The sequence below is a fragment of the Streptomyces sp. NPDC006450 genome (assembly GCF_040612195.1).
Classification (GTDB): Bacteria; Actinomycetota; Actinomycetes; order Streptomycetales; family Streptomycetaceae; genus Streptomyces.
Genome location: NZ_JBEXPT010000028.1, coordinates 39,532 through 58,738 on the forward strand (window position 1 = coordinate 39,532; position 19,207 = coordinate 58,738).

Below are 19,207 nucleotides of genomic sequence, written 5' to 3' on the forward strand. Positions count from 1 at the left end.
CGGTGCCGCAGACCCCGGGTCCGCCCCGGCCGGTGCGGTACACACCGGCCCGCAAGGGGGCGATGGGGCCCGATCCGGCGGGAGGCGCTTCGGACGGAACGTGTACGGTACCCATCCGGTGCCCGTCCCCAGCCCCCTGGAGGCGGACCCGCGCAGCACCCGGCCCCGAGCCGCAACCGGGGCCCGGCACCGACCTGTACGACGAGGTGTGACCCCTCCCCATCCGGGGCCGCGCCCCGAGCCAGACCCGGGGCACCGCCCCGCATTGCAGCTCCGGCCCGTGCTCCGGGGCGCAGACACGACCGCACCGCAACGCAACGATCCCCAGGGGGACCCAATGGGCAAGACCGCGCTGATCACCGGCGTCACCGGGCAGGACGGCTCGTACCTCGCAGAGCTCCTGCTCTCCAAGGGCTACACGGTGCACGGTCTCGTGCGGCGGTCCTCCAGCTTCAACACGGAGCGGATCGACCACATCTACCAGGACCCGCAGACGGCGAACCGTTCCCTCGTGCTGCATCACGCCGACCTCTCCGACGGCGTCGCCCTGGTGAACCTGCTCCGCGAGATACGCCCCGACGAGGTCTACAACCTCGGCGCCCAGTCGCACGTCCGCGTCTCCTTCGACGCCCCGCTCTACACCGGCGACGTGACCGGACTCGGCGCCCTGCGCCTGCTGGAGGCGATCCGCGCGAGCGGCGTGGACACCCGTATCTACCAGGCCTCCTCCTCGGAGATGTTCGGCGCCACCCCGCCCCCGCAGAACGAGGCCACCCCGTTCCACCCGCGCAGCCCGTACGGCGCCGCGAAGGTGTTCGCGTACTGGACGACGGTGAACTACCGCGAGGCGTACGGCATGTTCGCCGTCAACGGGATCCTCTTCAACCACGAGTCCCCCCGCCGCGGCGAGACCTTCGTGACCCGCAAGATCACCCGCGCGGTTGCCCGGATCAAGGCGGGCCTCCAGGAGAAGCTCTACCTCGGCAACCTCGACGCCGTCCGCGACTGGGGCTACGCCCCGGAGTACGTCGACGCCATGTGGCGGATGCTCCAGCAGGACGAGCCCACCGACTACGTCGTGGCCACCGGCGTCGCCGCCACCGTCCGCGAGTTCGTCGAGGCCTCCTTCGCGCACGCCGGTCTCGACTGGAACGAGCACGTGCGCTACGACCCCAAGTACGAGCGCCCCAGCGAGGTCGACGCCCTCATCGGCGACGCCTCCAAGGCCCACGAGCTGCTTGGCTGGAAGCCGACGGTCCTCGTCGCCGAACTGGCCAGGATCATGGTGGATTCCGATATCCGGCAGGTCGAGGACCAACTGGCGGGCGCGAGCGTCCGGATCGACCGCTGAGGCCATATATTTCGCCTACGATTTGCCCTGTCCCGGTCGTTCGCGCCCCTGTCGGCGGGTGTGGCCGGGGCAAAACTGCCGTATGTCCGTAGTGCTCCATCCGTGCCGGACTCGTTGATTCCAAGTTGGTAGCAATGGGCCGGGCGTGGTGACCAGGCCCTCGCGTGAGCCCTAGTCTGCGCCAGTACATATGGCTGCTCTGATAGTTGTCGAACCAGCCATTCAAGCCGGGCAATTGCCCTGGGGGGCTCATGCGTAGATCCAGAGGGCTGACTGCTGCCCTCGCCCTGTCACTGGCCGGCGCCGGCACCGCGATAGGCCTGGTGCTGATACCCGAGGCGTCCGCCATCACGCAGCCGGTGGCCTTCACCGCCGACGACCTGCCGACGTGGCAGCCCAACGGGATCGTCTGGGCGATGGCCGAGGCCAACGGCACCGTCTTCGCGGGCGGCACCTTCTCGGCCGTCCGCCCGCCCACCGGCGCGGCCGGCGCCGAGCAGGAAGCCGTGAACTTCGTCGCGCTCGACGCGGCGACCGGCGCCCCCACCTCCTGCAAGCTCTCCTTCACCGTCGGCGAGGGCAGCGCGACCGTGCGCGCGCTCACCGTCTCGAAGGACGAGAAGACCCTCTACGCGGGCGGCTACTTCGGTGCCGTCAACGGAACCCCGGTCTCCAGCGTCGCCGCCATCGACATCGCGACCTGCACCCCCAAGGCCTCGTTCGACCCGAAGTTCCCGTCCACGGTGCGCGCGCTCGCCGCCACCGAGGACACCCTGTACGCGGCAGGAGACTTCAGCACCGTCGAGGGCGCGACCCGCGAGCGGTTTGCCGCGATCGACGCGACCTCCGGTGCGCTCAAGCCCTTCGTCGCCAACGCCGACGAGCCCGGCCGTGCGCTCCAGCTCAGCAACGACGGCAAGAACATCCTGCTGGGCGGTGACTTCTTCACCGTCAACGGCGCCCAGAGCCACGCGCTCGCCGTCGTGAACGCCACCACCGGCGCCGTCACCAAGACGTACGGCACCATCCCCTCCGCGTCGGTCATCAAGTCCATCGCGGCCGACGCCACGGGCTACTACACCGGCGCCGAGGGCACGGGCGGCTTCGACGGCCGTGTCGCCCTCGCCACGGACTTCAGCGAGAAGTGGCGCGACCAGTGCCTGGGAGCGACCCAGTGGGTGCTGCCGTACGACGGAGTCCTCTACAGCTCCTCGCACGCGCACAACTGCAGCTCCGAGGGTGAGTTCCCCGACGGCAAGCGCCACTTCCTGCTGGCGCAGCTGACCGACTGGGGCAACGGCGGCCTCGACGCCCCGTCGGCCGTGAACGGCTTCGTGCGCAGCCCGGGGAAGCTCGGCTGGCACCCCACCGCCAACGACGGCCTCGGCGAGGGCATCGGCCCGCGCGTGATGGCCATCGCGGAGAAGAACACCACCAAGTACATGTGGGTCGGCGGTGAGTTCACCCTCATCAACGGCAAGGCCCAGCAGGCGCTGACCCGCTTCGCCTCCACCGGCGACGTCGGCGCCCCGACCACCCCGGTCGCCAGCGTCTCCAGCGTCAAGCCCGGCGAGGTCCAGGTCCGCTGGCGCACCAGCTACGACGCGGACGACAGCAAGCTGACGTACCGCATCTACCGCAACGGCTCCGCGACCCCGATCGCCACCGTCAGCGCGAGCTCCCTGGAGTGGCTGCGCCGCCAGGCCTCCTGGACGGACACCACGGTCAATGCCGGCGTGTCATACAGCTACCGGGTCACCGCCACCGACGCCGCGGGCAACACCAGTGCCCGGTCGGCCACCGTCTCGGTCGCGGTCCCGACCTCGGTCCTCGCGTACCCCAACCAGGTCCGTGAGGACGGCGCCCACCTGTACTGGCGCTACGACGACGTCGTCAGCCCGTACGTGGCCGACTCCTCGGTCTCCGGGAACACCAGCGGCATCCAGCTCAACGCCCCGGCGCTGCGGCAGACCCCGGGTGCGATCACCGGCACCAGCACGGCCATGGGCTTCAACGGCACCAGCCAGCAGGTGTACAGCGCTCACCGCCAGACGGTCGGCAGCAGCTACACGCTGGAGACCTGGTTCAAGACGAACACCACGCGCGGCGGCAAGCTGATCGGTTTCGGCAACAACCAGGACCGCAACAGCAACAATTACGACAAGAACATCTACATGACCAACACCGGTCGGATCTTCTTCGGGGTCAACTCGGGCGGGGCGAAGACGATCTCCACCGGCCTGTTCGACACGTACAACGACAACAAGTGGCACCACGTCGTCGCCACCCAGGGTCCCGCCGGCATGGCGCTGTACGTGGACGGCCAGTCCAAGGCCTCCCTCAACGTCACCGGCTCCCAGCAGATCGAGGGCTACTGGCACGTCGGCGGCGACAACCTCGCGGGCTGGGCCTCCCGGCCGACCAGCAACTTCTTCGCCGGCCAGATCGACGAGACGGCCGTCTACCCGAAGGTGCTGACCGAGGCCCAGATCAAGAACCACTTCAACCTGGCGAAGACCGCCACCGACACGGTCTCCAAGGTCACCGCGACCGAGGACACCTACATCAACCAGGGCGCCCCCAGCACCGCCTACGGCGCGTCCACCTCGCTGGCCGTCCGCGGCACCTCGGCCTACGAGACGTACCTGCGCTTCGACATCCCGGCCGCCCCGGCCGGCACGGTGCTGAAGTCCGCGTCCCTCCAGATCAAGACCACCACCGTGGCGAGTGCCGGCACCACCGACACCGTCTCCGTGGTCCCGGTCACCGGTACCTGGAGCGGGGCGGGCACGACCTTCAACAGCAAGCCCACCCTGGGCACCACCCCGCTCGGCTCCTTCGCGGGCGTGCCGGACGGTTCGGCGGTCCAGAGCACCTCGCTGAACACCACCGCGCTCTCCGCGGTGCTGGGATCCAGCTACAGCCTGGGCCTGACGAGCACGGGTACCAACCCGCTGTGGCTCTGGTCCTCGGAGTCCACGGCCGTGGACGCCAAGCCGCAGCTGACCCTCACCTTCGGCGCGAAGTAACCGCTTGACGGAGTGCGGGGCCCGGCCGTTCGGACGGCCGGGCCCCGCACACCCATCTCATACGTACGGGAGCCACCTGATGTACCGACGCTCCGCAGCGGCTGCTGTCCTGCTGGCCGCCGCCCTGACGCTGACGGCCTGCAGTTCGGGCGGCGACGGCAAGGCCGAAGCCTCGGCCGTCTCGCCCAAGCCGCCGGCCGCCTCGTCGGCCGCCGACCCGGCCGACGCCGCGAACACCCCGGCGCCGCCCCCGGCGGACGCGAAGCCGACGGGTCCCGTCCTGCCGGACACGAAGCTCGTCCCCAAGACGGGCAGCTTCACCGCGCCGGAGAAGCAGTACCTGAGCGGCAGGGTCCCGGAGAAGATGGACCCGGCGGCCGTCCTGCAGGGCGGCCAGGAGGCCTGCCAGCGGCTGGAGCGCACGGCGAAGCGGGACAAGGACGCGGCGGTCGGCGCGCTCGTGGCCGGGGAGATCCCGGGCGCGAAGGACGCGATCACCTTCCTGTGCCCGGAGCAGAAGCCGCTCCTCGCCACGGCGGCGAAGGGCTTCCCGGACGGTACGAAGCAGTCCCCGGCGGCGGGCACCTACCGCGCGCTGACCCAGAGCACCACGTGCACCTGGGAGGCCAAGTCCAAGGAAGGCGCCGCCCTCGCCTCGGGCCCGCAGACCCCCCTGAAGCCGGGCGACAAGATCACCGCCAAGATCCCGGCCGGCACGGCCCAGTTCGTCTCCAACGGCTGCTACGCCTGGATCCCGGCGTAACCCGGAATCGAACCGGACGCCCCCACCGCGCGGACCTCTTCCGGGCAGTGGGGGCGTTTTCGTTCCCGCATCGGGGGCATCCGAGCCTCCACAGGGCGGGGCCACCCGTCCACGACGGTGGAGGCGAATCCCATGAGGGGCATCAGCGGTTGCATAGGCCTGATCGTGGTGGGGGCCATCCTCACCTTCGCGAGCGACTGGCAGCTGCAGAGCGTGAACCTCGACCTGGTCGGGGTCATCATGATGGTCGCGGGCATCATCGGCCTCGCGGTCTACGCGAGCGTTCTCAAGCGCCGTCGCGTCGGCGCCCTCCCGGTCGTCGACGAGACCCGCCGCGGACTCTGAGGCACGAACGAGCCCCGGGCAGAGCGGCAAGGCGACCACCACGCGGCCGCGACCGGGCGATGTCGCCCGGCTCCTCAGCGGGAGATGCGTCCGTAGACCTCCAGCAGCGTGTCCAGGACCGCGTCCATCGAGAAGGCGGAGGCCGCCAGTTCGCGGGCGGCCTCCGAGGCCGTGGCGTTAGCGGCCGGGTCCAGGAGGGACAGGACCGCCTCCGCGACGCCTGCCGGGCCGGGCTCGACCGCGCGGCCCGCGCCCGCGCGGGCGATGTCGCGGGCCAGGCCGTTGGAGTGCGTGACCACTGACGGGACGCCCACCGACAGGGCTTCCAGGACCGACATCGGGAACGGCTCGTCCACCGAGGGCAGTACGTAGACGTGGGCGCGGCGCAGCTCCGTCAGGACCTCCGCGCCGGACAGGGCGCCCGGGACCGTGAAGCGGGAGGAGAGGCCGAGGGCGCTCACGCGGGCCCGGACCGCGGCGAGTTCGCCCTCGTCCGGGCCGGCCACCACGAACTCCGCGTCCGGGTACGCCGCCAGCACGGCCGGGGCGGCGTCCACGAAGTCCACCGGGCGTTTGCGTGCCTGCAGGCGGGCCGAGTAGAGGATCCGCGCAGGCCCGGACAGGGCGGGGCGTTCCTCCTGGGCCGGGGTGCCGTTGACGAGGCGGACGGTGTTCGGGAGCGGCGCCCCGACCACCGCGTCGAGGCCCTCGCGCTCGTGCGGCGTGAGGTAGAGCAGCGCGTCGGCGCCGCGCAGGAGGCGGCGTACCGCCAGCGCGTCCAGCACCTTGGCCAGCAGTTTCCCGCTCGGGTCGACCATGCCGTGGGTCTGCAGGACCAGCGGCGTGCCGGCCCGCAGCGCCGCGAGGGCGACGGGCAGGGTGACCAGGTCCCGCGCCAGGTGCACGTGGACCAGGTCCGCGCCCCGCACCAGGCGGCCCGCGGAGGCGAGCAGGGCCGGCGAGGTCATCCCGCTGAAGCCCAGGGGGAGCAGGCGCCGGGCCGGGAAGAGCTTCGCCGGGACACCCTCCACCGCGGTCGGCCACGGGTCCGGGAAGCCCTCGCCCAGTGCCAGCAGGTTCGCCTCGTGCCCGTGGGCCCGCAGCCCCTTGGCCAGGTTCAGCGCGACCCGCACCGGCCCGCCGAAGGCGTGCGTGGGGGAGTGCAGGGTGACGGCGTGCAGGACTCTCACTTGGGCTCCTCGACCGGGCGGCGGTGCCCGTCCTGGGTCTGCAGGGTCAGCGCGGGGAGGTCCTTGTGGACCACGGACCCGGCGCCCGCCACCGCGCACCGGCCGATGGTCACGCCGGCCAGCACGGTGGCCCGTACGGCCACCCACGCACCGTCCTCGACGGTGATCGGCGCGTTGCGGTAGCGGAAGTCGGCGGCCCGGTGGTCGTGCGAGCCGGTGCACAGCATCGCCTCCTGCGAGACGCAGGCGTGCGCGCCGATGGTCACCGGCTCCAGGTTCAGCACCCAGGCGCCCTCGCCGATCCACGCGTGGTCGCCCACGGTCAGCTTCCAGGGCCACAGCACCCGCACCTTGTGGCGGATCAGCACCCCTTCGCCGATCCGCGCCCCGAAGGCGCGCAGCAGCGCGACCCGCAGCCGGGCCGGGCACAGCCAGCTCATGAAGAGCGTGTTCATCACGGCGAACCAGAGCGCCTGCGTCAGCCGCCCCCGCCCCTTGTCGTATCCGGCCAGCGTGAAGGCAGGAAGATCACGCACAGGCACCCCTCGTACTCCGGCCCCCGACGGCGCCCTCGAAGGCGCCTCCCCGGGCGCCGAGCGCCCAGACTAGACTGCGCCCGGATCAGGCACAGGGGGTGGGGGCAAGCGTGGCGAGCGACATGCGCGAGAGCGCCGTCAGGCCGGCGCCACCGCGCCCCGGTGACGAGAAGAGCTGGGGCAAGGTCACCACGCCCCGCACCCTGCTCTCCCGGGCGCTCTCCGTGCCGCTGGCCCTCGGATTCACCGTCTTCCTGCCCCTGTTCGTCGCCGTCCAGCCCGGTGCGGGCCAGCGCGACGCCGCCTTCTGGCTCCAGCTCCTGCTCACCATGTACGCGGGCGCCCGGCTCTCGGCGATGGTCCTGACCAGCCGTCGCAAGCTGCTCCAGGGCTCCTTCTGGCTCTTCGTCTACATGGCCATGGGCGTGGCCCCCCTCGCCCAGGCCGTCCTCGGCCAGGTCCCGACCCCCGTCGTCGGCCCGCGCTCCGACCTCACCGCCGCCATCGGCCTCGTCCTGCTCGGCTGCGCCGCCTTCGACGTGGGCGTCCTGCTGGCCCGGCACCGGCCGGCCGGCCGCGCCGGCGGTTCGATGAAGGAGCCGCGCCCGGTCATGGCGCACCGGCAGCGCCTCCACCTGCTCACCGCCGTGGCGTTCCTGGGCGGCGCGGCCCTGATCGTGAAGCTGGGCGGCCCGGCGGTGTTCTTCTCCAGCCGCCAGGAGATCATCGCGGGCATCGAGGAAGCGGGCGTCTCCCAGGACGGCCAGGCGGGCCAGGCGCTGCTGCGCGGCTTCGGCACCGTCCCCGCGCTGCTGGCCCTGCTGCTGTACACGCGCTGGCTGATCACCTCGAAGTTCGCCCGCCGCAAGGTGTCGATCATCGTCACCTGGTCGGCGCTCGTGGTCCTCAACCTGATCGTCAACAACCCGATCTCGAACCCGCGCTACTGGTTCCTCACGGTCATGTTCGCGATGCTCTTCACCGTCTTCCCGGTGAGCGCCGCGATGTACCGGGTGGCGCTGTCCATGGCGGTGGTGATCGCGCTCCTCGTCTTCCCGTTCGCGGACCGCTTCCGCTACGACGAGAAGAACTACAAGCCGGTCGAGACGACCTCGTTCCTGGAGCCGATGGCGCTCAAGGACTACGACCAGATCGGCATGTTCGCGAACACCATCACCTTCTCGGAGTCCGGCCCGGGCCATTCCTACGGGCGCCAGCTCGCGGGATCCGTCTTCTTCGCGGTGCCGCGCTCGGTGTGGTCGGGCAAGCCGCGCGACACCGGCGTGATGGTCGGCCAGTGGATGGGCACGGTCAACACCAACCTCTCCTCCCCGATCTGGGCCGAGCTGTGGATCGACTTCGGGCCGCTGGGCATGGGCGCGGGGCTCCTGGGGATGGGGTACGCCTCCGCCCGCGTCGACCGGCGGTACGCGAAGCGCGCCCGGCGCAGCTCGCCGCCGGGCAGCCTGATCTCCACGGTGGTCCCGCTGGTCGCGGGCTACTCCTTCATCCTGCTGCGCGGGCCCCTGCTCCAGGCCTCGGGCAGGATCGCCATCGCGGGGATGTGCCTCGCGCTCGTGGCCACGTACCGGCAGGACAGGGCCACCGCCCTGCGCTGACGCCGGCACCTGTAGCCGCTCCATGAGTCCGCCGCGCCGGCCCGCTTCGCGATGGACACCACGAGCTTGATCCGCGGCCGGGAGGACCATCAGCAGCCCATGCGGGACCTGTTCGACCTGCTCGAAGAGGGCTTCGGCGACACCCAGGCCTGACCCTGCGCGCCGGGACGACACCCGGGAAGGCCGTGGGGAAGGCCGCCGGAGAAGTCGCCCGGACCCCGCGTCTCAGGCCGCCCGGACCGCGTCCGCGGGACGGGCCCCGGCCGGTGCGGAGGCCGGCAGCCGGGCCACGCGCAGCCAGCCCGCCGCGGCCTTCGAGGCGGAGCCGAGGGCGAGCCCCCAGGCGGCCCCGGCCACGCCCCAGACGGCGTACCCGCCCAGCAGCAGCCCGACCGACAGCAGCGAGAAGACCACCTGGAGCGAGAGGGTGGCCTTCGGATTCAGCACCCGCAGGGTCAGCAGCGCACAGGTGCCGAGCCCCATGACGGCGTACTGCGCGCCCGTTGCGGGCAGCAGCGCGGCCGCAGCCCGCCAGGTGTCGCCGAGCAGTTCGCGGCCGACCCGCTCCGGCAGCGCGTACAGCACGGCCCCCCACGCGGCGCCGGTCACCGCGAGCGCGCCGCCCATCAGGGCGGTCAGCCGGACCACGCCCCGCTTCCCGGAGGCCCGGCCGACGACCGGCGGGCCGAAGGAGTTGGCGGAGTTGAACAGCACGTTCAGCGGCCCGAAGAGGGTGGTGGCGCCGCGCAGCGCGCCGACGGCCAGCGGGGTCGCGAAGACGCCGAGGCCGAGCACGGCGAGCTGGCTGGAGCCGTTGCCCACGGCGAACTCGACCACGAACCGCTGTCCGAGGTACCCGCGCCGCAGGTACGGGCGCAGGTCGATGGCGCCGCCGGCGGCGCCCCGCACCGAGGACCGCAGCAGCCACAGCCCCAGCGCGAGGGCGGGCAGCGCCGACACCCCCCACACCAGCACCAGCCGCCCGGCCGAAGCGCCCTCGGGCTGGAGCAGCAGCGCCGGCACCACGCAGGCGAGGCGCAACGCGTCGGCGGCCAGCGCCCGCTGGGGCGCCCGCAGCGCGGAGAAGCAGTAGCGCAGCCCGTCCTGGAGCAGTACCAGGGGCAGTACGAGTCCCAGCGCGAGGAATGCCCGGCCGGTGGCCCCGGGCAGCAGCAGTCCCACGAGGGCCACTGCGGCGCCGACCGCGGCCGAGGCGGCCCCGGTGAAGGAGAGCCCGGAGCGGCAGGCCGCGGCGAGGCGGTCGGGGTCCTTCTCGAGCACCAGGGTCTGGCCGACGTAGGCCATGTTCAGGCCGAGCAGCACGGTGAAGGTCACGTAGACCATCGAGAAGTCGGCGAAGCCGGCCGCCGAGGAGAGCCGGGCGGCCAGCACCAGGACGAGGATGTTCGTGGCACTGGACGCGGCCTGGTCCAGTACCGAGGCGACCGCCGCGAGGCCGCGCCGGCTCACCGCCGGCCCGTGCGGACCGTACGCAGGGCGACCGTGTCGGTGCCGTCGCCCTGGATGTGCTGCGAGGCGTCGGCGGCGGCCACCTCGTACGGGATCGGCTGCGGCTCCCGCGAACCGGGCGGGGGCGGGGAAGGAGGCGCAGGCCGGGGGTCCTCGGCGGCGGGGCCGCCGCCCTTGGGGGCCCTGCCGAGGCCGCGCTTCTTCTCGCCCGGAAGCGGCGCGTGCAGGACGGCGCCCAGCACCGTGCCGCCGGCCCCGCTGATCAGCTCGCGGATGCGGGAGAGGTCGGTGCGGCGCACCGCACCGGGATTGCAGACCACCAGGACGCCGTCCACGCGGTCGACGAGCGCGAGGGCGTCGGCGTAGGAGAGCACGGGCGGGGCGAGCACCACGACGGTGGCGTTGGGGGAGTCGGCCTCGGAGATCAGGCGGGTGGCCCGCTGCGAGGTCAGCGCGCGGGGCACGTTGCGCACCCGCTCACCCGGGATCAGGTCGAAGGTGCCCGACTCCCCGGCGTCCACGAGGAGCTGGCGGCCGTCGGGCCACTCGGTCTCCCCGTGCTGCGCACCCGCGCCCGCCTGCGACTGGCTCCAGCGCGGCCGGCCGGCCGCGTCGGTGGGCAGCTGGCTGGCCAGCACCGGGGTGCGCAGGTCCGCCTCGATGAGGAGCACGTCCTTGCCGGTCTCCGCGAAGGAGGCGGCCAGGTTCACCGCCACGGCGGCGGCGATCTCGCTGCTGCCGCGCGGGGCGACCACGAGGAGGCGGCGCCGGTCCGCGAAGCGGGAGTCGTAGGCGAGCCGGAAGGCCACCGAGCGGAACTCCTCGGCCAGCCGGGGGTCTTCCTCGCCCGCCGCGAGCAGCGGACCGCCGTCGGCCTTGCCCCGCGGCAGGGAGCCCAGTACGGGCGCGCGCAGGGCCCGGGCCACGTCGCCCTCGGAGCGCGGCGCCGGGTCGAAGACGAGGCGCACCCAGGCGCCGAGCAGACCCAGGGCGAGACCCACGGCCGCGCCGAGCGCGAGCGACATGGCCAGTCCGGGACCGTCGGCCCCGTGCGGCGGGACGGCGGCGCTGGTGACCCGGCCCGGGGTCATGTCCAGGGCCTGGAGCTTGGCGATGTTGCCGTTGAGGGTGTTGATCTTGCTCTGCTGGTCGGTCTTGGCGGAATACGCGGCGTCCCGCGCGGGACCGGCCGGCATGCCGGTGATCTGCTTGGAGAGGTCTTCGAGCTGCTTGGCCACGGGGTCGCGCTGGTCCTGGTAGCCCTTGACCATCTTGTCGCGGGTGACGTCGAGGGCCTCCTGCCGTTTGAGCAGGTAGGCCTCGGTCATCGCGTTGGCGCGCTTGGCGGCCTCGGCGGGGGTGGCGGCGGTGTAGGTGAAGCGGAGCACCATCGTCTGCGGGGGGTTGGTCACCTGCAGACCGGCGCGCAGGGCCGAGAAGTCGGTGGCGGAGACCCCGAGCTTCTTCGCGGCCTCGTTGGCTATGGAGCTGGAGAGCGCGACCTGGCGCTCCGAGCCGATGTTGATCGCCTTGTCGGGGGCGAGGCTCGGGTTGAAGGGGTCGTCGGTGGGTGCGCGCAGCACGATGTCGGCGGTGGCCACGTAGGTGTCCGCCGTGGAGACGCCGAGGTAGACCCCGCCGAGCAGGCCGATGCCCACGCCCGCGCCGATGAGCCGGCGGTAGCGCAGGAGCTGGCGGAACTGGTCCCGGAGCAGGTCCGGTTCGTCCTCGGCCGGAGCCGCTGCCGGGCGGTTGGTCTCGATCACGGCCGGGGACCCCCAAGTGCTTCGTCCATCAGTGCGTCGATGCGGGCCAGGCCCGCCTCACGGCTCAGGTGCGCCGCCACGTGGCGCGGCCCGGCCGCCCCCAGGGCGTCCGCGCCCGCGGGGTCCTCCGCCAGCGCCCGTACGGCCTTCAGCAGGGCCTCCGGGTTCTCCGGCGGTACGAGCACACCGGCGCCCGAACGCTCCACTTCCTGGGCGGTCCCGCCCAGCGCGGCGACGGAGGCGACGACGGGACGGCCGGCCTGGAAGTACGAGGTCAGCTTGGACGGCACGCTCATGTCCATCACGGCGGCGTGCTGCGTGACCGCGAGCACGTCCGCCGCGGCGAGGATATCCGGGAACTCGCCGTCGGCGGCAGGCGGGATGATGTCGAGATTGGGAACATCGGCCGCCAGGTCGGCGAGGGCGGCACGCTGGCTGCCGTCGCCCATCAGGACGAAACGGACGCTCGGGTCCAGCCGGGCCGCGCCGACGAGGACCTCGAGTCCCTGCTTGAGCCCCATGTTTCCGGAATGCAGGACGACGGTCTGGTCGGGGGCCCACCCCAGGTGGTGGCGGGTCCGCCCGCGCGGCTTGGTGGGCTGTGCCACATGGGACCAGTTGGGGACGAGCCGGATCCGCTCGGGGTCCACGCCCATGCCGACGACCCGGTCGACGAAGGTCTCGTGGATCACGCCGACGAGCGTGGCCCGCTTCAGCGCGCTCGCCTCGGCCCGCCCCGCGAACGCGGCGGCCTTGTCCCCGCCGCTGATCCCGCTCTGCGCGGCGGCGGCGCCCATCAGGTCCTGGACGACCGGAACGAAGGGGACCTTCCAGCGCGCCGCGAGGCGGGCCGCGACCAGGCCGCCGGCCAGGCTCGGCATCTGGGCGAGGACCGCGTCCGGCTTCGGCATCCGGGGCGGGGCCACGGAGCCGTGCAGCAGAATCGATCCTTCGAAGAGTGCCCGGCGGAGGGCGGTCTGACGCGGAGGCACGGTGTGCGCGCGCCGGTGCACGGTCACTCCCGCGCGCTGTTCCGTGCGCCGTAGCGCCCCCTTGTACTCCGGCTCGACGGACCAGGCCGGGTAGTGGGGCATGCCCGCCAGGACGTGGGTGTCGTGACCGAGACCGGCCCAGTGCTCCGCGATCTGAGTGGCGTACGGGCCGATGCCCGTGTGCTCGGGGGCGTAATTCGTGGAAACCAGCAGTAGGCGTCGCTGACCGGATTTCGACACTCGACGTCCCCCTCTCACCTGGATGATGCGCACGTCACCCTATTCGTTCACCGGCACCACGGGGAACGTGCACGCTATTGTCTGCTAATCCGCCACACCGGGGTGTGCGGCTTCTGGGGGATAACACGTGACGGAGCGGGACATGTCCGAATTTGCCGAGACTGGGCGCAGACCTCACCGGATCGGCTACGCGCCGGGTGCCTACGATCTCTTCCACATCGGACACCTCAACATCCTTCGGCATGCCCGGAGTCAGTGCGACTACCTGGTGGCCGGCGTCGTGTCCGACGAAATGGCGGAACTCGCCAAGGGGCGCCGCCCGGTGATCCCGCTCGTCGAGCGGCTGGAGATCGTCCGCAGCGTCCAGTACGTGGATGCCGCTTTCGTCGAGACCGTTCCGGACAAGGTCGAAACGTGGAAACAAGTCCGGTTCGACGTCATATTCAAGGGCGACGACTGGCGCGGCACCCCCAAGGGCGACCAGCTGGAAAGGGACTTCGCCGTGCACGGGGTCGAGGTCGTCTACTTCCCGTACACGGTCCACACCTCCAGCACGCAGCTGCGCCGGGCCCTGGACGTGCTGTCGCAGCCGCTCGCCACGGAACAGCGGGGCTGAGCGGAGCGGCGCCCGGGTCACCGCGAGCGGCGGGCGCCGGCTCCCCGAAAGCCGGCTCCCCGAAAGCCGGCTGCCCGAAAGCCGGTCTGCCGGACTCCGGCCTCCCGAACGCCGGTCCGCCGGGCGCCGGTCACCTGGGGACGGCGCTGAGCTCCCGGAACCACTTCGCGAGGAACGCCACCAGGAACAGCGCGGCCATCACGCCCGCCCCGGCGTACACCCAGCGGAACAGCCCGCTGCCGCCGAGGAGCAGGAACACCAGGCAGAACACCCCGTAGTCCACGGGCAGCAGCGCCACCGCGCGCAGGGTCGACGGCGCGGCGGCCGCGCTCCCCGGCGCCGGCTTCGGCTTGAGCTTCTCCGTGAGCAGCCCCCCGAAGAAGGTCACGACCGCGGCGAGTTGGAAGCCCAGGGGCACCAGCAGCCAGTCGGCCGCGGCGGCGCCGTCCGCGCCGGTGCCGATCCCGTAGGACCCGGGGAAGCGGTAGAAGGCGATCAGGACGCAGGTGTGCAGCGAGGTGAGCTTCGCGCAGTCCACGACGTGGTCCAGCCACTCGCCCGCCGCGCTCCCGCCCCCGCGCAGCCGGGCGAGCTGTCCGTCGGCCGAGTCGAAGGCGAAGCCGACGGCGAGCAGGGCCCACACCGCGATGCCCAGCCCCCACGAGGGCGACACCAGGGCGACGACGGCCGCGCCCGCGAAACTCAGGGCGGCGCTGATCAGCGTCACCTGGTTCGGGGTCAGCCCGAGCGCGTACGACCCGGCGGCCAGGTACCGCCCGACGGGCCGGTTGACGAACCGGGAGTACAGCGACACCCCCTTCGCCGACTTCTGCGCCCCGCGCAGCTCCCGCAGCGCGGTCCCGACACTCGCCATCGACACGACCCCTCGAACATCCGTATATCCGTGCGTATGAAGGGCACATCATCGCAGGGCGTCCGCGGGCTCCCGCTCCGGGTCGGCCGGATGCGGCCCCCCGGAGACCGGGACCCGAGCCCGCGGACCGCAGACCGGGACCCGAGCCCGCGGACCGGCAGACCGGAGCCCGCGGGACCGCAGACCCGGGCCCGGCCTCTATGCCGGCCCGCCCACCACCTTGAGCAGCAGCACCGCGCGGGCCGGTACGGTCACGCTCTCGCCCCCTCGGTGCACGGTGGCGGGCGCCGCCGCCTGGTCCTCCCGGGAGGTGTCCAGGACCAGTTCGTACGCCCGGCCCCACGGCGCCCCCGGCAGCACCCACGCCACCGGCTGGTCCCCGGCGTGCAGCAGCGCGAGGAAGCTGTCGTCCGTGACCTGCCGCCCGCGCTCGTCGCGGCCCGGGATGTCCTGCCCCGACAGGTACAGGCCCAGCGATCCGGCCGGGGCGTACCAGTCCCGCTCGGTCATCTCCGCCCCCGCCGGGGTGAACCAGGCCAGGTCCCGCAGCCCGTCCGCCCCCTGCGAGCGCCCCGAGAAGAACGCGCGGCGCCGCAGCACCGGATGGGCCCGGCGCAGTGCCAGCAGCCGCCGGGTCAGCGCCAGCAGCGCCTGCCAGGAGGGATCCTCCAGCAGCGACCAGTCCACCCAGCTCGTCTCGTTGTCCTGGCAGTACGCGTTGTTGTTGCCGCCCTGCGTCCGGCCGAACTCGTCGCCCGCCACCAGCATCGGCACACCGGTCGACAGCAGCAGCGTGGTCAGCATGTTGCGCAGCTGCCGCCGGCGCAGCGCCGCGATCCGCGGTTCCGTGCCCCCGGCGGGCTCGCCCTCCACCCCGCAGTTCCAGGACCGGTTGTCGTTGGTGCCGTCCCGGCCCTCCTCGCCGTTCTCCTCGTTGTGCTTGGACTCGTACGACACCAGGTCGCGCAGGGTGAAACCGTCGTGCGCGGTGATGAAGTTGACCGAGGCGTACGGCCGCCGCCCGCCCCACGCGTACAGGTCGCTCGATCCCGACAGCCGGTACCCGAGGTCCCGTACGTCGGGCAGCGCGCCGCGCCAGAAATCCCGTACGGCGTCCCGGTAGCGGTCGTTCCACTCCGTCCACAGCGGCGGGAACGCCCCGACCTGGTACCCGCCCGATCCCACGTCCCACGGCTCGGCGATGAGCTTCACCCGCCGCAGCACCGGGTCCTGGGCGATCACCGCGAGGAACGGCGAGAGCATGTCCACGTCGTGCATCGAGCGGGCCAGCGCCGCCGCCAGGTCGAAGCGGAAGCCGTCCACCCCCATCTCCGTCACCCAGTACCGCAGCGAATCGGTGATCAGGCGCAGCACGTGCGGCCGCCCGGCGTGCAGGGTGTTCCCGCAGCCGGTGTAGTCCGCGTACCGGCGCTGGTCCGACTGGAGCCGGTAGTACGCCCGGTTGTCGATCCCGCGCAGGGACAGCGTCGGGCCCAGCTCGCCGGCCTCCGCCGTGTGGTTGTAGACCACGTCGAGGATGACCTCGATCCCGGCCGCGTGCAGCGCCTTGACCATCCGCTTGAACTCGCCGACCTGCTGGCCGGCCGTGCCGCTCGACGAGTACGCCGCGTGCGGGGCGAAGTAGCCGACCGAGTTGTAGCCCCAGTAGTTGCGCAGGCCCCGGCGCAGCAGGTGGTCCTCGTGCGCGAACTGATGGACCGGCAGCAGTTCCACCGCCGTCACCCCGAGCCCGGTCAGGTACTCGATCGCCGCCGGGTGGGCGAGGCCCGCGTACGTGCCGCGCAGGTGCTCGGGGATGCCGGGATGGCGCATGGTGAAGCCGCGCACGTGCAGTTCGTAGATGACCGAATCGGCCCACGGGGTCTTCGGCCGGACGTCGTCCGCCCAGTCGTCGTCGTCGTGGACCACGACCCCCTTCGGGACGTGCGGGGCCGAGTCGCGGTCGTCGCGCACGGTGTCCGCGATGTACTGCTGCGGCCAGTCGCGGACGTGCCCGTACACCTCCGGCGGCAGCAGGAAGTCCCCGTCCACGGCTCGTGCGTACGGGTCCAGGAGCAGCTTCGCCGGATTGTGGCGGGCACCCGTCCACGGGTCCCAGCGCCCGTGCACCCGAAATCCGTACCGCTGCCCGGGGCGCACGCCCGGCAGGAAGCCGTGCCAGATCTCGTGGGTCAGCTCCGTCAGCCCGCACCGGCTCTCGGACCCGTCCTCGGCGAAGAGGCAGACCTCCACCGCCTCCGCGCCCTGCGCCCACAGTGCGAAGTTGGTCCCGGCCTTCCCGTCCGGCCCCTGGTGGAACCGGGCCCCCAGCGGATGCGAGGAGCCGGGCCACACGGGTGGTCCGGGCCGGGTCCGCTCCCGTACCGCCGCCGCATGGCCTCTGGCCAGGCCGTTCGACGTCCCGTTCCCGGATCCGTTCCCGTTCCCGTTTCCGTTGGCGTTCCCGTTTCCGTTTCCGTTCCCGGTCACTGTGGGATGCCCGGCCCCGTTCGGATGCCCGGTCCCCGCGACGGCTTCCACCGCCTCTTGCTCGGCTGCGCTCGACACTGCCCGCCTCCACGGCTCTCGGTACCTGCGGGGGTGGGGGAACTGCGGCCCCGGCGTCCCTGCCGCGGCCCGCCCCCGTCTGGTCCTTCCCACTGTTCTGCCCGGACTGTCCTGCCTGGAACGTGGGCCGCGCCCACGTTTCCCCCGGAGGGGCCCGGTCGTTGGAGGGACGTGACTCTTCTGACGAGGCGGGCAGGGGCGGGCTTGGCCGCCGTGGCGGTATGGGCGGGCCTCCTCGGAGGCCTGGCCGGATGCACCGAGAACGGCGGCTCCCCGATCGAGATCCAGCTGCCCGGCAAACCCCGGTCACCGGACGAGGCGATCAGGATCAGCCCTGACGACAACGCCAAGGGGGTGCCGGCCGAGGGCCCGCTGAAGGTCTCGGTGCCCGAGGGCCGGCTGGAGCGGGTCGTGGTCACCAAGGTCGAGGACGCCCAGGAGGAGAAGGTGCCCGGCGCCATCGCCGTCGACGGGCTCAGCTGGAGCCCCGACCCGGCGTCGGGCCGGCTCGCGCTCGCGGCCAAGTACACCGTGGACGCGGTCGCGCTCGACGGGCACAACCGCCGCCAGGCCCGGCACACCACCTTCACCACCTACGTTCCCGAGGAGCGGTTCATCGGCTACTTCAAGCCCGAGAACCGCTCGACCGTCGGTACCGGAATGATCATCTCCTTCGGGTTCAGCCGGTCCATCGAACGCCGCGCCGACGTGGAGCGGGCCATCACGATCACCTCCGACCCGGCCGTGGAGGTGGTGGGCCACTGGTTCGGCGACGAGCGCCTCGACTTCCGGCCCAAGACGTACTGGAAGCCCGGCACCGAGGTCACGGTCAAGCTGAACCTGCGGGACGTCGAGGGCGCCCCCGGTTCCTACGGCATCCAGGACAAGACCCTGCGCTTCACCGTCGGCCGCTCCCAGATCTCCACCGTCGACGCGGCCGCGCACACCATGGAGGTCCGGCGCGACGGCGAGCTGCTGTCCACCGTGCCGATCACCGCCGGGGCGCCGAAGAACATGACCTACAACGGCAAGATGGTGGTGATGGAGCTCTTCGACGTCACCCGGATGAACGGGCAGACCGTCGGCTTCGGCGGCGAGTACGACATCCCCGACGTCCCGCACGCCATGCGCCTCACCCGCTCCGGGACCTTCCTGCACGGCAACTACTGGGCCAGCCCCGACACCTTCGGCTCCACCAACGTCAGCCACGGCTGCATCGGACTGCGCGACGACAAGGGCGGCGGCTCGGACACCCCGGCCGGCTGGTTCTTCGACCGGACCCTGGTCGGCGACGTGGTGGAGGTCATCAACTCGCAGGACAAGACGGTCGCCCCGGACAATGGTCTGGGCGGCTGGAACATGTCCTGGCCCGCCTGGGTCGCGGGCTCGGCGATCGGCTGACCCCCCGCCCCGACACGGGCCGCTCAGGCACCCCGCACCGCCCCCGCCGCACCTGCCACCCCGCGCCCGGCGTCCCGCGCCGACACCCCAGTCGAGTGATTGTCGTACCGCAATGCCGTAGCGGGGGAGTGTCGGTCCCCCCGGCTCGCCGGAGCCCGCCGCCAGCCTGTACGGGCCCCACCCGCACGCGGCGGCAGGCAACGGACGGAGCGTCATGTCAGCAAGGAAGTGGACCCTCGGGCCCCTGGGGCTCGCCCTCGGGGCCGTACTGGCCGCAGGCGCCCCGGCCCTGGCGGCGCCGGCCGCGCCGGGCCCCGGCGGGCGCCCGCCCGGGCCCCGGCCCCAGGGGGCGGGCCGCGGGCGGCGGGGCCGCGGGGCGGGCGGGGGCGGGGCCGGGGGGGGGGGGGGGGGGGGCCCGCGGGTCAGCCGGGTTCGGGTAGGGCCGCG

General features: G+C 72.6%; 14 protein-coding genes. 7 read left to right on the top strand and 7 right to left on the bottom strand.

All coding sequences use genetic code 11. The features are described from left to right. Positions 1 to 337 precede the first annotated feature (337 nt). From gmd to ABZY57_RS12305, 4 genes are all read left to right on the top strand, one after another. Positions 338 to 1,351: a GDP-mannose 4,6-dehydratase gene (gmd, locus tag ABZY57_RS12290; protein WP_356510917.1), complete on the top strand. Its 1,014-nt coding sequence runs from the start codon at positions 338 to 340 to the stop codon at positions 1,349 to 1,351. 251 nt (positions 1,352 to 1,602) lie between these two features. Beyond that, positions 1,603 to 4,380, top strand: coding sequence for a LamG-like jellyroll fold domain-containing protein (locus tag ABZY57_RS12295; protein ID WP_356510919.1), 2,778 nt, complete (start codon positions 1,603 to 1,605; stop codon positions 4,378 to 4,380). A 79-nt stretch (positions 4,381 to 4,459) separates the two neighbouring features. Further along, positions 4,460 to 5,143: a hypothetical protein gene (locus tag ABZY57_RS12300; RefSeq protein WP_356510921.1), complete on the top strand. Its 684-nt coding sequence runs from the start codon at positions 4,460 to 4,462 to the stop codon at positions 5,141 to 5,143. 132 nt (positions 5,144 to 5,275) lie between these two features. Then, positions 5,276 to 5,488: a hypothetical protein gene (locus tag ABZY57_RS12305; RefSeq protein ID WP_266881212.1), complete on the top strand. Its 213-nt coding sequence runs from the start codon at positions 5,276 to 5,278 to the stop codon at positions 5,486 to 5,488. A gap of 74 nt (positions 5,489 to 5,562) precedes the next feature. On the opposite strand, the gene ABZY57_RS12310 is transcribed toward ABZY57_RS12305, so the two are convergent. Continuing rightward, positions 5,563 to 6,678 carry a glycosyltransferase gene (locus tag ABZY57_RS12310; protein ID WP_356510923.1) on the bottom strand — a complete coding sequence of 372 codons (1,116 nt, stop codon included), beginning with the start codon at positions 6,676 to 6,678 and terminating at the stop codon, positions 5,563 to 5,565. Beyond that, a complete protein-coding gene (locus ABZY57_RS12315) occupies positions 6,675 to 7,214 on the bottom strand; it encodes a WcaF family extracellular polysaccharide biosynthesis acetyltransferase (RefSeq protein WP_356510925.1) in 540 nt (179 codons plus the stop codon). Before ABZY57_RS12315 ends, ABZY57_RS12310 begins: the two co-directional genes overlap by 4 nt. A gap of 122 nt (positions 7,215 to 7,336) precedes the next feature. On the opposite strand from ABZY57_RS12315, the gene ABZY57_RS12320 reads away from it, so the two are divergent. Beyond that, entirely contained in the window at positions 7,337 to 8,833 is a 1,497-nt protein-coding gene (locus ABZY57_RS12320; protein ID WP_356510935.1) for a hypothetical protein, read from the top strand. Between the two features lie 225 nt (positions 8,834 to 9,058). Here the strand turns inward: ABZY57_RS12320 and ABZY57_RS12325 are convergent, their stop codons facing one another. The 3 genes from ABZY57_RS12325 to ABZY57_RS12335 are packed head-to-tail and all read right to left on the bottom strand — an operon-like array spanning position 9,059 to position 13,271. After that, positions 9,059 to 10,303, bottom strand: coding sequence for a hypothetical protein (locus tag ABZY57_RS12325; protein ID WP_356510926.1), 1,245 nt, complete (start codon positions 10,301 to 10,303; stop codon positions 9,059 to 9,061). Next, complete coding sequence (locus ABZY57_RS12330) at positions 10,300 to 12,069, bottom strand: lipopolysaccharide biosynthesis protein (protein WP_356510927.1); 1,770 nt, start codon at positions 12,067 to 12,069, stop codon at positions 10,300 to 10,302. Before ABZY57_RS12330 ends, ABZY57_RS12325 begins: the two co-directional genes overlap by 4 nt. Then, the gene (locus ABZY57_RS12335; RefSeq protein ID WP_356510937.1) at positions 12,066 to 13,271 is read right to left on the bottom strand and encodes a glycosyltransferase; all 1,206 of its coding nucleotides are present in this window, start codon (positions 13,269 to 13,271) and stop codon (positions 12,066 to 12,068) included. Before ABZY57_RS12335 ends, ABZY57_RS12330 begins: the two co-directional genes overlap by 4 nt. A gap of 172 nt (positions 13,272 to 13,443) precedes the next feature. Here ABZY57_RS12335 and ABZY57_RS12340 point away from each other — a divergent pair, with 172 nt between their 5' ends. Continuing rightward, a complete protein-coding gene (locus ABZY57_RS12340) occupies positions 13,444 to 13,917 on the top strand; it encodes an adenylyltransferase/cytidyltransferase family protein (RefSeq protein WP_356510929.1) in 474 nt (157 codons plus the stop codon). A 130-nt stretch (positions 13,918 to 14,047) separates the two neighbouring features. Here ABZY57_RS12340 and ABZY57_RS12345 read toward each other — a convergent pair whose 3' ends face one another. Both ABZY57_RS12345 and glgX read right to left on the bottom strand, forming a co-directional pair. Beyond that, entirely contained in the window at positions 14,048 to 14,791 is a 744-nt protein-coding gene (locus tag ABZY57_RS12345; RefSeq protein WP_356510931.1) for a CDP-alcohol phosphatidyltransferase family protein, read from the bottom strand. A 198-nt stretch (positions 14,792 to 14,989) separates the two neighbouring features. Beyond that, positions 14,990 to 17,200, bottom strand: a complete 2,211-nt coding sequence (gene glgX, locus ABZY57_RS12350; RefSeq protein ID WP_356510939.1) for a glycogen debranching protein GlgX — start codon at positions 17,198 to 17,200, stop codon at positions 14,990 to 14,992. 363 nt (positions 17,201 to 17,563) lie between these two features. Between glgX and ABZY57_RS12355 the strand changes: the two genes are divergently transcribed. Beyond that, on the top strand, positions 17,564 to 18,760 hold the full coding sequence (locus tag ABZY57_RS12355) for an Ig-like domain-containing protein (protein WP_356510932.1): 1,197 nt from the start codon (positions 17,564 to 17,566) through the stop codon (positions 18,758 to 18,760). Positions 18,761 to 19,207: the final 447 nt, after the last annotated feature.

Bases quoted from the DNA above. Each gene is read 5' to 3' on its own strand.
- ABZY57_RS12305 (WP_266881212.1), top strand. From the start codon at position 5,276: ATGAGGGGCATCAGCGGTTGCATAGGCCTGATCGTGGTGGGGGCCATC.
- ABZY57_RS12345 (WP_356510931.1), bottom strand. From the start codon at position 14,791: ATGGCGAGTGTCGGGACCGCGCTGCGGGAGCTGCGCGGGGCGCAGAAG.
- ABZY57_RS12340 (WP_356510929.1), top strand. From the start codon at position 13,444: ATGTCCGAATTTGCCGAGACTGGGCGCAGACCTCACCGGATCGGCTAC.
- ABZY57_RS12295 (WP_356510919.1), top strand. From the start codon at position 1,603: ATGCGTAGATCCAGAGGGCTGACTGCTGCCCTCGCCCTGTCACTGGCC.
- ABZY57_RS12320 (WP_356510935.1), top strand. From the start codon at position 7,337: ATGCGCGAGAGCGCCGTCAGGCCGGCGCCACCGCGCCCCGGTGACGAG.
- ABZY57_RS12300 (WP_356510921.1), top strand. From the start codon at position 4,460: ATGTACCGACGCTCCGCAGCGGCTGCTGTCCTGCTGGCCGCCGCCCTG.
- gmd (WP_356510917.1), top strand. From the start codon at position 338: ATGGGCAAGACCGCGCTGATCACCGGCGTCACCGGGCAGGACGGCTCG.